Genomic DNA, 16,293 nt, shown 5'->3' on the forward strand with positions numbered 1-16,293 from the left:
CTTGCCTACAGCTGCTTGAGCATAGCGATGCAACCGTCGAGCACGTCGCGGTAGGTGGCATCGAAGTTGCCGGTGTACCAGGGATCGGCCACGTCGCCGGGGCGCTCGGTCCAATCGAGCAAGCGCGTAATCTTGCCGTCGGGGTCGTCGCCAAAGATGCGACGCAGGCCACGCGCGTTCTCGGCATCCATATAGACAATGCGATCCTAGTCGCCATACTCCGCGCGACGCACCTGACGTGCGCGATGTGCGACGATGGGAATTCCGGCCTCGCGTAGCTTGGCAACGGTACCGTGGTGCGGCGGGTTGCCAATCTCCTCAGTTGAGGTCGCTGCGGAATCGATGACAAACTCCGCCTCGCGCCCAGCGCGGCGCACGAGCTCGGTAAACACCGACTCAGCCATCGTCGAGCGGCAGATGTTCCCATGACAGATAAACAGTACGCGTTGCATATGCGGTTTCCTTTCGATCGCCATCATCGAGCTCGAGTATCGCATCTGCGCTTACGCCCTCGCCCGCTTGCGCTCCCAGCGAGCCAACTTAATCGTCACCAGCGTAAGCGCCCAGGCCACAAGCGAGAACGCGGCACCAACCGCGCCAACGTAGGCAATGCCAACGCTGCTCACCACGGCGCCGCCCACTGCGGTGCCAAACGAAATGCCGACGTTAAACGCCATGGGTTCTACCGAGCTCGCGAGTACCATCGATTTGGGATGGCGGCTGCGCGCCACGTCCATAAAGTGCGTGATGCATGACACCGAGAACAGGTACATGAGCAGCGCTAGGCTAAAGACAAAGACCAGCGCGAGCGGCATGGTGTCGCCCACGGCAAACAGCCCGAGTAACGCCGCAGCTTGCAGCACAAACGTCACAAGCAGCGCCTTCATGCCAAAGCGCGCGTCGATCCATCCGCCCAAGATGTTCGAGACCAGGCAGAACACGCCGTAGGCCATAAGCGTGGTGCTTGCCTGAACAGTGCCCATGCCCAGCACCTGCTCAAGATAAGGCGTCACGTAGCCGTAGAACACATAGACCGATCCCACGCCAAACAAAAAGATGAGCATACCGGTGATGATGCTCGGTTCGCGTAGCAGACCCGCCTGCTCGCGGAAGGTAGCGGGTTCGTCGGTCTGTCCGGCGCGCGGCATAAACGCCACGAGCGCTCCGCAGATCAAAACGGCAAAGGTCAGCGTACCGTACATGGCCACGTGCCAGTCGAGCGTGTCGGCCACAAACTTGCCAATCGAGGTCACAAAGACCATCGCCACGGAAAACGCGCCGTACACGACCGAGATGGCAAGCGAAGTTTGCTGCGGGGACAGCAGCTCGGGGATGTACGTCACGCCCACGGCGAGCAGTGCGCCCGAGACGGATCCCAGGACAATGCGCGAGATAAACAGTACCTGGAAGTTGGGCGCCAACGCCATGACCAGATTGCCGAGCACAAAGATAATGCTGTAGCACACGAGCAGCTGGTAACGACGGAAGCGCCCCGTGCTGAGCGCAAGCACCGGCGTCGCGATGGCGTAGACCAGCGCGAACACGCTGATGAGCTGGCCCGCAGTGGCAGGTGATACGCCGAGTTCCGTCGCCAGGTCGCTTTCGATGCCGATGACCACGAACTCGGAGCAGCCGAGCGAGAATCCCAACAGCACGAGCAGCGCCAGGCAGAGCCTGGTGCGCGCGGGGGAGAGCGCGGCGGCGGTTGACTTACTTTTAGGCGTGGTTGCGGCGGTCAAGGTTGTCACTCCAATGTCGCATGAATAAGCGGGATTCAATCCCTGCAACTCTAACAGAATGTGTCAGGTGCCTGCCTCCTTTGTCGCAGGCTGCGCTTGCCTGTATAGTCGCAATACAGGCGAAGATGGTCTCAGGTACATTGCGGGCGACAGGAGATCCCATGGGTATGCACACGACAAAGGTTGTAGTGGGCGAGGGCAAGTTTGCGCTCGAGGCCCAGTTGACGGTGACGCCGCGAGGCATGGCGGTGTACGCCTGCTCGCCGGAGTTTGCGCACCTGGGCGCCACGGCGCAGGCCATTCCTCGCCCCGAGCCCGGCCGTACGGCGACGGTGAGCATCCTGGCCGTTCCGTGCCATCGAGACGAAATTCCGGCGCACGATATTGCGGCGGCGCTGGCCACGCGCTTTGGCGTGCCGGTAGTTGCAAGCACGGGTTTTCATGTGGAGAACGCGACCGCGGACGACTTGCGGCGCATGCTCGATACCACCAAGGAACTCATCGCCGCGCTCGAGGAGGCCGCAGCCCGCATTCTGCGCGCCGGCTGGGATGAGGGCGGCGCAGGCTCCGAGGTCGTGGCGGTCGATGCCGCGACCGGCGAGGCGCTTGGCCCCGTCGACCGCATCGAGGCCCATACCGGCGAGGGAATCCTGCATCAGGCATTTCTGACGCTTCTGGTCGAGGGCCAGGGCGAAGACGCGCGCCTGCTGCTCTGTCGTCGCAGTCCGCTCAAACGCCTGTGGGGCGGGGTGCTGGCCGATGACTGTGCCGGCCATCCGCTCCCCGGGGAAGACGTCGCGGCCGCCACGGCACGTCGCATCAACGAAGAGCTTGGCATCACGCGCGAGCCCGATCAGCTCAAGCACCTCGGACACGTGGTGTACCGCGAGGACCACGGCGACGGCCGCTGCGAGTGCGAATGGTGCGAGGTCTACCTTGCCCATGTTGAGCCGGGCGAGCTGCATATCAACCAAGAGGAGATCTCGGAAGTGCGCCGCGTGGCCCCGTCCGAGCTTAAAGGCTACCTGCAGGGTCACCCCGAGCAGCTGGCCCCCTGGCTCCGCGAGGCTCTGGAGGTCCCCTCCATCCGCGCAGCCCTCGCTATGTGAAAAAAGACAGTCCCTTTGCCACATCCAAACCGTCACAACATTTGATGAAAATCTCGAAAACGAGGAAAAGCGTCGAATGTTGTGACGCTTTTTGTCCAGAGGATCGCTTCTCATCCAAAAATCCCGCTTGACTGTATTGCCACAACACAGCGCAACGTAAGGGGCGTCCGATAACGGGCGCCCCTTTTTAAGTGGCAACGTGGCCGCGAATCCGGAGCGCCCCCAACAAGAAAGGTGGGGAGATGGAAGCGGAAAAGAAGGCGTTTAAGATCACCAAGCGCGAAATTGGCTTTGTGCTGGGTATCGTTGTCTTTTTGCTGGTGAAGTTTCTTCCTTTGGCGGAGCTGAGCTCGACGGTCGAGCTTACGGTCGGCGGTCAGACCTGTCTGGCGTTGACGCTCGCCACGGTGGTGTTCTGGGCGTGTGGCGTGGCACAGCCGGGCTTTGTGGGCCTGCTCTATTGCGCGCTGCTCGTTCTGTTCAAGGTGTGCGTGGACGACACGGGTGCCGCGAGCATCTCGGCGACGGTCGCCTCCACGTTTAGCTCGTGGACCAAAGCCACCATGTGGCTCGTCATCGGCGCCTACCTCATCGCCAGCGCGGTCAAGGAGTCGGGCCTGGGCGAGCGCATCGCCTATGCGTTTATGCTCAAGTTCGTGCGCGATGCCAAGTCGCTCATCATCTCAATCTTCGCGCTCACCTTTGTGCTGTCGCTGCTGATCCCGCATCCGTTCCCCCGCGCCTTCCTCATCCTCGCCGTCGTCTCGGTTATCGCCGAGTCCGCCGGCTACGGTGACGACGACCGCGGCAAGCTCGGCTTCCTCGTGTTTGCCGCTGCCGCCCCGGGCTCCATGTTCTTCCTGACGGGCGACTCCACGCTCAACCCGCTCGTTGCGCAGTACAGCGCCGAGGCCGGCGGCATGAGCCCGTCCTTCGTCGACTGGTTCCTGTACATGAGCGTGCCCATGCTGGTCGCGCTGCTGTGCACCCTGTTCCTGGGCCTCTTCCTCTTTAAGCCCAGCAAGGAGCTCGTCTACGATCGCGAGCAGATCGTGGCCAAGCAGGCCGCGCTCGGCAAGCTCTCCGTCAAGGAGATCCGCACCATCGTGTGGCTTGTCATCGCCATTGCGCTGTGGCTCACCGTCTCGGGCGACTACATCGGCTGGGTCACCCTGGCCATCGGCGTCTGCCTCGCCATGCCCGTCATCGGCGAGGTCCTCACCCCCGCCAGCTGGAATGCTGTCGACATCAAGTCCCTCATGTTCCTGACGGCCGCCATGGCCGTAGGCTCTGTGGGCGGTGCCACCGGCATGAACGCCTGGATCGCCGACGTCGTGCTTCCCAGCTCCGTGCCCGAGAACATCTTCCTGTTCGCCCTGCTTGTCGCCGCGCTCTCCATGATCATCCACATGTTCATGGGCTCGGTCATGGCCGTACTCGGCGTGTGCGTGCCGGCGTTCATCAGCTTCGCGGCCGGCTCCAGCGTGAGCCCGCTCGCCGTGGCACTCATCGTCTTCACGTCCATCAACATCCACTACATCCTGCCGTTCCATAACCTGCCGATCCTTATCGGCGAGGGCAAGGACGCCGGCGGCTACACCTCCAAAGAAGCCATGCGCATGGGCATTCCCCTCACCGCGGTCGTCTTTATCGTCGTGCTGGTCGAGGCCGCCTGGTTCCATCTCTTTGGCCTGATGTAAGCGGCCGAGCGCTTGGGCTGTAAACAGCCGAGTGCTTGAACCGCGAGTTGCCAAGCGCTCCATCTATAAGCGCTGCGGCCCCACTACGTTACCCAGCCCGGCGGCACTCCCGTCGCCGGGCACTCTCCCGAAAGGAGCACGCTATGTCCACTACCGATGCTTCCCAGATCCACGACCTGCGCTCCGCGCTCGACTTTTTGCGTGAGATGCCGGGCCAGCTGCTCGAGACCGACACCCAGGTCGACCCGGACGCCGAGGTCTCGGGCGTCTATCGCCACGTCGGTGCCGGCGGTACCGTTATGCGTCCGACCAAAGAGGGTCCGGCGATGGTCTTCAACAACGTCAAGGGCTTTGACGATGCCAAGGTCTGCATCGGCATGCTTGCCAGCCGCAAGCGCGTTGCCGCCCTGCTCGACCTTGACGAGGAGCACCTGGGCCTCGAGATCGGCAAGCGCTTCGAGAGCTTGATTGCGCCTAAGCAGATCGCCGAGGGCGCGCACGTCGACTGCCAGGAGGTCGTGTACAAGGCGACCGACGAGGGCTTTGACCTGCGCAAGATCGTTCCCGCTCCCACCAACACACCCGTCGACGGCGGCCCCTACATCACCATGGGCCTCGCCTACGGCACGAGCCCCGACGGCTCCCAGTCCGACGTGACCATCCACCGCTTCTCCTGTGTCGACAAGGACAAGCTCGCCATGTGGATCACCCCGGGCAGCCGTCACCTTGGCGCCTTTTTTGACGAGTACTGCCAGCGCGGCGAGGACATGCCCATCTCCATCTCCATCGGCTTGGACCCCGCCGTGTACATGTGCTGCGGCTTCGAGGCTCCCACCACGCCGCTCGGCTTTAACGAGCTGCAGATCGCCGGCGCCCTGCGCGGCCACGCCGTCGAGCTTGCCGACTGCATCACCGTTCCGCAGAAGTGCATTGCCAATGCCGAGTACGTGCTCGAGGGCTACCTCATGCACGACGAGACCATCAACGAGGATGTCAACGGCCACGGCTATGCCATGCCCGAGTTCCCCGGCTACACCGGTGGCGCCAAGGTCTGCCCGGTGATCAAGATCACCGCCGTCACCACACGCGTCAATCCCATCATGGAGAGCTGCATCGGTCCTTCGCACGAGCACGTGTCCATGGCGGGCATCCCCACCGAGGCTTCCATCTACAAGATGGTCGAGACCGCTATCCCGGGCCGCCTGCTCAACGTTCACGCCGCCCCCTGCGGCGGCGGCAAGTTCGTTGCCATCATGCAGTTCAAGAAGTCGAGCAAAAATGACGAGGGCCGTCAGCGCAACGCCGCCATGCTCGCCTTCTCGGCATTCTCCGAGCTCAAGCACGTGATCCTGGTTGACGAAGACGTCGACATCTTCGACATGAGCGACGTGATGTGGGCCATGACCACGCGCTTCCAGGCCGACGTCGACCTCATCACCATCCCCGGCTGCCACTGCCACGTGCTCGACCCGTCCAACGACCCCGCGTTCGATCCTTCGATCCGCGAGCACGGCATCGCCTGCAAGGCCATCTTCGACTGCACGGTTCCGTTCGACCTCAAGAAGAACTTCATCCGCTCGCAGTTCATGGAGATCGACCGTGACAAGTGGGCCAAGGAGATTGCTTTCTAGTAAGTAACCCTACCGAGTAACTAAGTAAGGAGTTGTCATGCCTGAGTCTTCTGTCCGTCCCCGTCGCATTGTCGTTGGCGTATCTGGTGCCAGCGGCGCTGCGCTGGGCCTCGAGTGTCTCAAATGCCTGCGCCAGGCCGGCGCCGAATCGGCGCTTGTCGTCACGCGCGGGGGAGAGATCACCATCGAGCAGGAGCTCGGCATGACGCTCGACGAGTTTGCCACGCATGCCGATGTGGTCTACGACAACAAGAACATCGGCGCCGCCATTGCAAGCGGCACCTATCCGGTCGATGGCATGATCGTGGCGCCCTGCTCCATGAAGACGCTTGCCGGCATCGCGAGTGGTTACAGCGAAAACCTGTTGCTGCGTGCGGCCGACGTGCAGATGAAAGAGCAACGCCGCCTGGTACTCATGGTGCGCGAGACGCCCTTCAGTGCGATCCATGTCGACAACATGGCGCGCCTGGCGCGTGTGCCGGGTGTCATGCTCATGCCGCCCATGCTCACGTTTTACAACGGCCCCGCCACGCTCGACGATGCGGTGCATCACATCGCCGCCAAGGCGCTCGAGGCCGTCGGCGTGTCATGTGCAAACTATAAGCGCTGGTCATAGGCGCATTTAGGGTAGGATACGAGGAGTGTTTGAGCCCGCTGCCCCTGTGGGCGGCGGGCTTTTCGCGTCAAAGGATGTGTCGGGAGGACCTATGCAGACGGGTATGTATGCGATTAGCGAGATGGCGAGCTTGTTTAACGTTTCGCGTCAAACGCTCATCTACTACGACAAGATCGGCCTGTTTAAGCCCGCCGTGGTTAACGAAAAAGGCTACCGTTTCTATTCGCCCACGCAGATCCCGCTCATGCGTCTGATCTGCATGCTGCGCGACCTAGGGCTCGAACTCGACGAGATTGACCGCCTGACCTCGACGTTCGACATTGGCGAGATGACCGATCACCTGCGCTCGCGGGTTCAGGCGCTCGATGGGCAGATTGCCGGGCTCAAAGCCGAGCGTGCGAGCGTGCAGGAGCGACTGAGCTTTTACGACGAGGCGGTTTATTGGCGCGAGCGCGAGGGCAAACCGGAGCTCAAGCAGTTCGAGCGCCGCTTCGTGGTCTTTGAGGAGTTCCCGGCCGATATCGAGCGCGGCCGTTCGATGCTGCACCCCACGCTCATGCGCGCGATTCTGCGCATGCGTGCGCTCACGGGCACGCGCCCCATGCGCGGCTGGGGCGCCATGCTGCGTCGCGAGGCGCTGCATTCCGACGACCCCATCGCCGGTGCCGGCTCCTTTGCCGTGCTGCCGCGCGGTGCCGAGGAGCTGCTGCCGAGCGATCCTGCCGAGCTGGCAGAGATTGGCGTCGAGGTGTTGCCCGAGGGCACATACCTGTGCATGAGCCGCTGGGGCATGCCGTACGAACCCGAGGGCATTCGTGCCATCGTGGCCTGCATGGACGAGCACGCACTCCAGCCCATCGGCGATGCCTTCGATTTTTGCTACCTCGATACCACCAGCTACGACGAGTCCCACCAAGAGGACTTCTGCTGCATCCAAATCCCCGTAGCCCTCCAGATGTGACAAGAGGACAGTCCCTTTGTCACATTCGCGGCATGGCTGCCGCCCAAACCGTCACAACATTCGATGAAAATCTCGAAAACGAGGAAAAGCGTCGAATGTTGTGATGGTTTTCCTATCTGTGCCGGCGAGCCGCCGTGCCGTCTGGGGGTATAAGGCTAGCAAGTGTTTATTTGCGAGGCCAAGGGGGCGCCCCGTATGGATATCGATAGCTTTGAATGGTGGTACAGCGAGGGCGAGGCTCCGGATGAGGTGTGGGACGAGCCCTTGCCAAGTGATGAGTTGAGCGACGGGACCGATGTGGACTCCGATGCTGGCGATGCGCTTGACTCGGATGCCGATTCCGACCCCGCCGAGCCCCTGACCTTCGAGCAGGCCTGGGCCCAGGCCGAGGCCGACGAGGCAAAGGCCGATGCCACGGCCACGCTGGGTGAGCCAGCCGACATGTCCATCTCGCCGGCCAAGACCCCGCAGCCGCGCCACACCATCGACCCCGGCAGCACGGCATCCTTCAGCATACTCGACGTGCCCGCGCAGGGTGCCCAGGCGCCCGCCCCCACGCGTCGCCCCAACCTGGCTCGCGAGGAAGACGCGGCCCGCCGCTCACCGCTCGGCCCCATCCTCATCGCCTTCATGGCCGGCGTCATCGCTTGCTCGGCGATCGGAAATGTCTGGAGCCACGTGGAGCAACAGCGCAAGGACGCCGCCAAGGTCGAGATGTCTGTCGAGCAATCGCTCAGCCGCACGCGCTCGGTGCATGTGTCGGTCGAGGTTAAGGACGGTGCGACGTGGGATACCGCGCGCGGCGATAGCCAAATGCTCGTCCATATTGTGGGCCGCACGCTCAGGGGACAAGCAATCGACGAGTATCAATACGTTAATTCCGAAGGTGACGGCATCGAGCTCAAGCCCGGCGACTACGAGCTCACGGTCGATGAGCCGCCCGTCGCCACCGACGGCACGCGTTACCGTGCCTCAAAGCGCATGGTTCCGGTGAGTTTTAATTCACAGGCGCCCGATACGGTCGACAGCACGCCGCAGGGCGGGTTCGACCTTTACGCAATCGTTCAATAACTGTGCCTGTCGCTTCTCCTTGCCGCCAAGAGTGGGACAATAGCCCTCGACACTATTGTTTACTTTTGGAGGAAGTAACATGTCCACCGTCACTACCATCAAGCGCGGCGGCCTCACCGCGGCCATCGATTCCATGGGTGCCCAGCTCACGAGCCTTGCCCTCAACGGCAACGAGTATCTGTGGCAGGGCGACCCCGCCTTTTGGGGCAAGCATGCGCCGATTCTGTTCCCCATCGTGGGATCGCTGCGCAACAACACGGCAACGTCTGCGGCCGGCACCTGCGAGATGCCGCGCCACGGACTCGCGCGCATTGTCGAGCACAAGCTGGTCGAGGTCTCCGAGGACGGTTCGTCCGTCACCTACGAGATCACTGACACGCCTGAGTCGCTCAAGGCGTTCCCCTTCCACTTTAAGCTCAACATGACCTATGCCCTGACCGGCGACGCCACGCTTACCCAGACCGTTGCCGTTACGAACACCGGCGACGTGGACCTGCCGTTCTCGGTGGGCGGTCACCCCGCATTTAACGTGCCCGCTCCTGGTGCCGAGGACGAGGCATTCGAGGATTACGAGCTGGCGTTTACCGAGGCTTGGACTAACGAGGCCCCCATCATCACGCCCGATGGCCTTATGACGTTCGAGGGCAGCCACAAGGCCCCCGACAACTCGGACGTGCTGCCCATCACGCACCGCAGCTTCGATAACGACGCCATCATGTTCACCGATGCCCCGGGCTCCACGCTCACGCTGCGCGGTCGCAAGTCGGGCCACGGCGTCAAGATCGACTTTGAGGGCTTTAAGTACATCGGCGTGTGGTCTGCCGCCAACGACGCCCCGTTTGTGGCGCTCGAGCCCTGGACCGGCCACACCACCATGGACACCGAGGACGACGTCTTTGAGCACAAGGTCAACACCATTACGCTGGCGCCGGGCGAGACGGACGTCCGCAGCTTTAGCGTTACCCTGCTCTAGAGGCTCCGCCGTTCTAACGAACGGCGGACCGGTCGACGCTGCGCGCCGCCCAGAGCGACAATTTGTCATTCAAAAGGCAAGGCATGACCAGAAGGTCTATGCCTTGCCTTTTTTATGCCAAGCGGTGCATGGGGGGCAGGCTACTTTGCGCCAATTGTCCTCGCGTGTCTATTAATTTTTCGCGCACATGCCGTGCTGCTGGTTGCGGGCGTATATCCTGTCTTATTGTCAGCAAAACAAAATAGGGAAGGCACCAGATGCAACCTCGACTACAGCGCGGTGCGCATACCCAGCCGGTGTGCAGCCGTCGTATCTTCTTAGGCAGTGCGCTTGCTGCGAGCGCTACCGTTGTCGCCGGCGCGCTCGCCGGCTGCCAGCGCCCGTCCACGCTCAAGGTGGTTCAGCCCACGACGGGCGGCGGCCGCGACGACCTGTCCGATTCCGTTATCGGCAAGGACAAGATCCGTATCGGCATGGAGGCGGCCTACGCCCCGTACAACTGGCAGGTTTCCGAAGCCAGTGAGTACACCATCCCCATCGACAACGTGCAGGGAGCCTACGCCGATGGCTACGACGTGCAGATTGCCAAGATCGTCTGCAAGGCCCTCGGCGGCGAGCCCGTCGCCGTCAAGCAGAGCTTCTCGGGTCTCATCGACTCGCTCAACAACGGCCAGATCGACCTCATCATCGCCGGCATGAGCGCCACGCCCGAGCGTGAGGAGTCCGTCGGCTTTTCCGACCCGTACTTTATCGGTTACTTTGGCCTGTTCGTAAAAGAGGGCTCGCCCTACCAAAATGCGACCAAGCTCAGCGACTTTAGCGGCGCTACGGTCCTCGGCCAAAAGGACACCATGCTCGATACCGTCATCGACGAAATCCCGGGCGTTGTGCACAAAAACCCGGTCGATTCGGTCCCCACGGTGTTCTCGAATCTTCTGCAGGGCACTTGTGACGCCGTGACCTACAACACCGAAAACGAGAAGGGCTATATGGCCCAAAACCCGGGCATCGTGCCCATTCGCTTTGCGGAGGGCGAGGGCTTTAAGCAGGAGGTTACGACAAACGTCGGCTGCCGCAAGGGCTCGGACAAGCTGCTCAAACTTATCGATAAGACGCTCAAGGGCATCAGCCAGGAGGAGCGCGACCAGATGTGGGACGCGTGCCTCGACCGTCAGCCGGCATAGGGAGGCAGCATGAAAGCTATCAATCGTCTGGCCTCCTTTATCAAGGCCGACCACCGTTATGTGTATCTGGGCACGAGCGCTATCGCGGCGCTCGGTCTGGCGTTTAGCCAGCGCAACCCAACGCCGCTGAGCTTCTTGGCGCCCACGGGCGTGTTCCAGGATTGTCTCTGGGCGATTCTGTGGGCCTGGATCGTCGTATCGGTGGCAGCGCTCGTCACCAAGCTTATGCACTGGAACGACTATCGCGAAACGTCGCCGTTCGCATCCGAGCGTTGCCGTCGCGGCGCGCGCCTGGGCAGCTATGTCGTGGTTGCCATCGCGGCGATCTTCTTTATCGACCGCTGCGTCATGTCGTTTGTCGACCTGGTGCAGGTGAGCATTGTCTCGGACTCCAATCCCAGCGACTTTCTGTCGAGCTTGGTCTACATGACCTACAAGAGCGGCGACTTCTTTATCCGCGGTATCGAGATCACCATCGCGCTTGCCACCTTCGGCACCGTCATCGCCTTCTTCTTGGCGCTGCTCTTTGTGTTCTTGCGCACCCAGACCTTCGATCGCGTCGACAACGACCTGGTGCGCTTCTTTAAGAGCATTGGCCGAGGCTTTGCGACCGTCTATTCCACCGTCGTGCGCGGCACGCCCATGATGGTCCAGGGCCTGCTCATCTATTACGCGGGCTTTACCGTTCTGCGCGGCATGGGCTTCGAGACCGCCCAGGCCAACCAGATCTGGAGTACCTTCACCGCCGGCCTCGTCACCATCTCGCTCAACTCCACCGCCTACATGATGGAGGTCCTGCGCGGCGGCATCGAGTCCATCGATCCCGGCCAGGCCGAGGCAGCGCGCTCGCTGGGCCTGTCGCAGTGGCAGGCTATGCGCAAGGTCGTGTTCCCCCAGGGTATTAAAAACGCGATCCCGGCGCTCACCAACGAGCTCATCATCAACATCAAGGATTCGTCGGTGCTCTCGGTCATCGGCGTGTTCGACCTCATGTACGCTACTACCACGGTCGCCGGCGTGTACTACCGCCAGATGGAGGTCTACTGCGTGGCGCTCGTGGTCTACCTGATCCTGACGCTCGTGGCGAGCCGCCTGCTCGAGGCCTTTGGCAAAAAGCTCGGCGCCGAGGCTCCTGCCACGCTGCCCAGCTCTAACTAGGCTTAAGACGAGGAGAATCATCATGGCAGATACCGCCATTACCGGCACTGCAGCAGCCGTGCAAAACCAAGAGCCGCTTATCTGCGTCGAGGGCCTGCGCAAGAGCTTTGGCTCACTCGAGGTACTCAAGGGTATCGACTTGTCCGTCAATCCCGGCGAGGTCGTCACCATTATCGGCGCCTCGGGCTCGGGCAAGTCGACGTTTCTGCGCTGCCTTAACCTGCTCGAGACTCCGGATGCCGGCCATATCTGGTTCCACGGCCAGGACCTCACGGCCGAGCGCTGCAATATCAATAAGCTGCGCGAGGACATCGGCATGGTGTTCCAGGGCTTCAACCTGTTCAACAATATGGACGTGCTCGACAACTGCACGCTCGCGCCCGTCACGCTCAAAAAGATGAGCAAGGCCGAGGCCGAGAAGGTCGCGATGGAGCATCTGACGAGCGTGGGGCTCGAAAAGTTCGCGCACGCCGCCGTGGGTCGTCTGTCCGGCGGCCAAAAGCAGCGCGTGGCCATCGCCCGCGCCCTGTGCATGAATCCGCAGATCATGTTGTTCGACGAGCCGACCTCCGCGCTCGACCCCGAGATCGTGGGCGAGGTGCTCGAGGTCATGCGCAAGCTCGCCGCCGACGGCATGACCATGGTCGTCGTCACGCACGAGATGGCCTTTGCCCGCACGGTGTCCGACCGCGTGGTCTTTATGGACAAGGGCGTGGTGCTCGAGGATGCCGCGCCGGCCGAGCTCTTCGGCAACCCCAAACACCAGCGCACTCGTGAGTTCCTCTCTCGCTATCTCGAGGACAAATAACCGACCGCAAACGCTTACGTTGCAGGGCCGCTCCCGTGGGGCGGCCTTTGTCGTCACAATCGAAAGGATGTCATGGCCGAGGTTTGGCGCTTCTTTGCGCATGAGGACGATTTTGCGGATATAGACGAGGTCGGCGCGTGCGAGCGCTTGGGCCGCGTGCTGTCGTTTCCGACCATTTCGAGCATGGATGCCGAGGCGGTGGACTGGCAGCCCTTCGACGACCTGCGCGCCTATATGCAGCAGGCCTGGCCGCGCGTGTTCGCGGCGGGCGAGGTCGAGCTTGTCGACCATTCGCTGTTGGTGACGCTTGACGGTTCCGACCCCGCCCTCAAACCCGTCATGCTCATGGGCCACATGGACGTGGTCCCCGTGGTGCCGGGCACCGAGGCCGACTGGACGCATGCTCCCTTTAGCGGACAGGTGGACGACACCTACATTTGGGGTCGCGGCGCTATCGACATGAAAGACCAGGTCGCAGGTATTCTCGAGGCGGTTGAGTATGCGTTGGCGCACGGTTGGGAGCACAAGCGTTCGCTGCTGCTGGCTTTTGGCCAGGACGAGGAAACCACGCAGTACGGCGCGGGGGCGATCGGTCGCGTGCTCGAGGAGCGCGGTATTGAACTTGAATACCTGATCGACGAGGGTGACTACCGTATCGTTTCGGCTGCCGAGTACGGCGCGGGCGAGGGCTGGCTTATGCATGCCGACCTTGCCGAGAAGGGCTACGCCGATATTGTGCTCAAGACGAAGAGCGAGGGCGGGCATTCGTCCAACCCCTACGGCGGCACATCGCTCGAGGTACTGAGCCGCGCTATCGCCGCAATCTGCGATATCGAGTGGCCGACGCGTGTGACCGATCTGCTTGCCGCACAGCTTGTCGAGCTGGGGCTCTACTCGGCCGACGAGATTGCCTCCAACAAGGACACCATCGTGTGCGAGTGCCTCGCCAGCAAAAAACTCTACCCGCTCGTGACCACTACCTGCGCGCCCACGCAGATCGAGGGCGGCAGCGCTGGCGCTAACGTGATGCCACAGGATATGTGGGCCAACATTAACTTCCGCATGCTCGAGGGCACGAGCGTGGCCGACGTTGTGGCGCGCTGCCGTGAGGCGGTTGCCGGGGCGGACCTTGCCGGTCGTGTCGAAGTGGAGCTGGCCCCCGGCAGCTCCGAGCCCTCGCCGTCCCCGCGCATCGGTGGTCCCGGCCTCGAGGCGGTTCGCTCCATCGCCGCCCGTTATTTCCGCGATCCAAAGGGGACGGAGGAAAACGGATCATCCGAGCCGTTGGCGATTGTCCCCTCGACCGTGATCGGCGCGACCGACGCTGCCAACTACCAGCACATTTGCTCCGAATGCATTCGTTTTTCGGCGTTTGTGGTCGACGATGACGAGTGCAACCGCGGCGTCCACGGCACCAACGAGCGCATCACCCGCCGCGCCTACCTCCAGGGTGTTCGCTTCCTCATCGCCCTGCTTCAAACGCTCTAGAATGTGACAAAGCGACAGTCTCTTTGTTAGCCGTTGGGGACGCTCTTAAACGACTAGCCGTTAAGGAACGTCCCCAACGGCTACGTCCACTCATTCCGTGCGGGTTATATGCAGGTTTGCCTGCGCACGCTATCATGTATGGGTTAGACCGCAACTATGTACCCCATACGCGAAGGGATGCGCATGTATCTGAAGATCGACATGTTCTAGCCGGGCTTACCCCCGCAGTGGCGCCGTGCGCCCCATCAGCTCTGCCGATTTTCACCTTCACGCATATAAAGGAGTCCCGCCATGCGCGACAAGCTCGAAAAGATTATCAAGGCCTACGAGGAGCTCGAGAAGAAGCTTTCCGACCCGGCCGTCGCCTCCGATATCAAGGAGTTCACGCGTCTCAACAAGGAGTACGCGCACCAGTCCGACCTCATCGCCGCCTCGCGCGAGTACATCGGCGCGCTCGATGACATCGAGGCTGCCAAGGAAATGCTCCACGATACTACCGATGCCGATGAGAAGGAGATGCTCCAGATGGACATCTCCGAAAACGAGGCCAAGCTTCCCCAGCTCGAGGAAGACATTAAGTACATGCTCATCCCGAGCGACCCCAACGACGACAAGAACACCATCGTCGAGATTCGCTCCGCCGCCGGTGGCGACGAGGCGGCCATCTTCGCCGGCGACCTGTACAAGATGTATCAGCGCTTCTGCGAGTCGCGCGGCTGGAAGACCACCGTGCTCGACTCCAGCCCCAGCGAGGCCGGCGGCTTTAAGTCCATTGAGTTCAAGGTCGAGGGCGACCGCGTCTACTCCGTCATGAAGTTCGAGTCCGGCGTGCACCGCGTCCAGCGCGTTCCCAAGACCGAGTCCCAGGGCCGTATCCAGACCTCCACGGCAACTGTCGCCGTGCTTCCCGAGGCCGAGGAGATCGACGTCCAGATCAACCAGTCCGACCTGCGCATCGACACCTACTGCGCCTCCGGCCCTGGCGGTCAGTGCGTTAACACCACTTATTCCGCCGTGCGCATCACCCACCTTCCCACCAACACCGTGGTGCAGTCGCAGGAACAGCGCTCCCAGATCCAGAACCGCGAGGTCTGCATGCAGATGCTGCGCGCCCGCCTGTACGAGATGGAACTCGAGAAGCAGCAGGCAGAGCTCGGTGCCGAGCGCCAGAGCCAGATCGGCCACGGCAACCGTTCCGAGAAGATCCGCACCTACAACCAGCCCCAGGACCGCGTGACCGATCACCGCATCGGCTTCAATTCCACCTACAACGGCGTTCTCCTGGGCGACCAGCTCGGCACGGTCATCGAGGCACTCGCCGCCGCCGAGCGAGCCGAGAAGCTGGCACAGGCTGTTTAAGTTACGGCGTTTTACCAAACGCCGTAACTGCTCGACGCTGCGCGCCGCCCAGAGCGACAATTTGTCATTCAAAAGGCAAGGCATGACCAGAAGGTCTATGCCCTGCCTTTTTCATGCCAACTTGTCGCTCTGGACGTCGCTCGCTGACATTGCCAAAACATCGGCGTTTCCTTGGTTGTCAAATGATCCGTAGGGAGTCATTGGTGACATTGCCTTGATATTTTATTCAGTCGGCTGTGATGTCATTTGAGCTGCTTACCTGCTTAAGGTAATTGACGGCATATATCTGCTATCGAAAATATTGCTCGAAAAATTGTCCAAGAAGTCGCGGGGCGATTTTTGATGGGTCGCGCGTCAAGTGATTTGGCAAGTTCTTGGTTAGATATTGGTCAGTTTTGGGGCAACCTTGCCAAAAGCTTGACGGATGCAGATTTAGACGTCGACGAATGAACACTCTAGGCAGGCTCCAAGCAAAATTCTGGGCTGATTCTCGATA

13 protein-coding genes and 1 pseudogene are annotated in these 16,293 nt (G+C 61.7%); 12 read left to right on the forward strand and 2 right to left on the reverse strand.

From position 1 onward, the window contains the following. Positions 1 to 5 precede the first annotated feature (5 nt). A pseudogene (locus tag ACRX4W_RS05615) lies at positions 6 to 497 on the reverse strand (low molecular weight protein-tyrosine-phosphatase). A gap of 6 nt (positions 498 to 503) precedes the next feature. Beyond that, positions 504 to 1,748 carry an MFS transporter gene (locus tag ACRX4W_RS05620; protein WP_432299576.1) on the reverse strand — a complete coding sequence of 415 codons (1,245 nt, stop codon included), beginning with the start codon at positions 1,746 to 1,748 and terminating at the stop codon, positions 504 to 506. A gap of 152 nt (positions 1,749 to 1,900) precedes the next feature. Between ACRX4W_RS05620 and ACRX4W_RS05625 the strand changes: the two genes are divergently transcribed. The 12 genes from ACRX4W_RS05625 (at position 1,901) to prfA (ending at position 15,797) form a co-directional block, all read left to right on the forward strand. Further along, positions 1,901 to 2,848, forward strand: coding sequence for an isopentenyl-diphosphate Delta-isomerase (locus ACRX4W_RS05625; protein ID WP_164473339.1), 948 nt, complete (start codon positions 1,901 to 1,903; stop codon positions 2,846 to 2,848). Positions 2,849 to 3,090: 242 nt separating this feature from the next. Further along, on the forward strand, positions 3,091 to 4,548 hold the full coding sequence (locus tag ACRX4W_RS05630) for an SLC13 family permease (RefSeq protein ID WP_164473338.1): 1,458 nt from the start codon (positions 3,091 to 3,093) through the stop codon (positions 4,546 to 4,548). Between the two features lie 143 nt (positions 4,549 to 4,691). Further along, complete coding sequence (locus ACRX4W_RS05635) at positions 4,692 to 6,179, forward strand: UbiD family decarboxylase (RefSeq protein WP_124786609.1); 1,488 nt, start codon at positions 4,692 to 4,694, stop codon at positions 6,177 to 6,179. Positions 6,180 to 6,216: 37 nt separating this feature from the next. After that, positions 6,217 to 6,795 (forward strand): UbiX family flavin prenyltransferase, encoded by a 579-nt coding sequence (locus ACRX4W_RS05640; protein ID WP_117582985.1) that lies wholly within the window; start codon positions 6,217 to 6,219, stop codon positions 6,793 to 6,795. 91 nt (positions 6,796 to 6,886) lie between these two features. Beyond that, positions 6,887 to 7,756 carry a MerR family transcriptional regulator gene (locus ACRX4W_RS05645; protein WP_199408659.1) on the forward strand — a complete coding sequence of 290 codons (870 nt, stop codon included), beginning with the start codon at positions 6,887 to 6,889 and terminating at the stop codon, positions 7,754 to 7,756. Positions 7,757 to 7,951: 195 nt separating this feature from the next. Continuing rightward, positions 7,952 to 8,827, forward strand: a complete 876-nt coding sequence (locus ACRX4W_RS05650; protein ID WP_124786608.1) for a hypothetical protein — start codon at positions 7,952 to 7,954, stop codon at positions 8,825 to 8,827. Positions 8,828 to 8,906: 79 nt separating this feature from the next. Further along, positions 8,907 to 9,800, forward strand: a complete 894-nt coding sequence (locus tag ACRX4W_RS05655; RefSeq protein WP_124786607.1) for an aldose 1-epimerase family protein — start codon at positions 8,907 to 8,909, stop codon at positions 9,798 to 9,800. Between the two features lie 257 nt (positions 9,801 to 10,057). Next, positions 10,058 to 10,984 carry a transporter substrate-binding domain-containing protein gene (locus ACRX4W_RS05660; RefSeq protein WP_124786606.1) on the forward strand — a complete coding sequence of 309 codons (927 nt, stop codon included), beginning with the start codon at positions 10,058 to 10,060 and terminating at the stop codon, positions 10,982 to 10,984. Between the two features lie 9 nt (positions 10,985 to 10,993). Then, a complete protein-coding gene (locus tag ACRX4W_RS05665; protein ID WP_117757471.1) occupies positions 10,994 to 12,142 on the forward strand; it encodes an amino acid ABC transporter permease in 1,149 nt (382 codons plus the stop codon). Positions 12,143 to 12,164: 22 nt separating this feature from the next. Continuing rightward, on the forward strand, positions 12,165 to 12,950 hold the full coding sequence (locus ACRX4W_RS05670; RefSeq protein WP_055252429.1) for an amino acid ABC transporter ATP-binding protein: 786 nt from the start codon (positions 12,165 to 12,167) through the stop codon (positions 12,948 to 12,950). A 72-nt stretch (positions 12,951 to 13,022) separates the two neighbouring features. Then, positions 13,023 to 14,438: a M20/M25/M40 family metallo-hydrolase gene (locus tag ACRX4W_RS05675; RefSeq protein ID WP_124786605.1), complete on the forward strand. Its 1,416-nt coding sequence runs from the start codon at positions 13,023 to 13,025 to the stop codon at positions 14,436 to 14,438. 291 nt (positions 14,439 to 14,729) lie between these two features. Beyond that, entirely contained in the window at positions 14,730 to 15,797 is a 1,068-nt protein-coding gene (gene prfA, locus ACRX4W_RS05680; RefSeq protein ID WP_055252487.1) for a peptide chain release factor 1, read from the forward strand. The last annotated feature ends 496 nt before the right edge of the window (positions 15,798 to 16,293 follow it).

The sequence above is a fragment of the Collinsella aerofaciens genome, from assembly GCF_964283865.1.
In the GTDB taxonomy this organism is placed as follows: Bacteria; Actinomycetota; Coriobacteriia; order Coriobacteriales; family Coriobacteriaceae; genus Collinsella.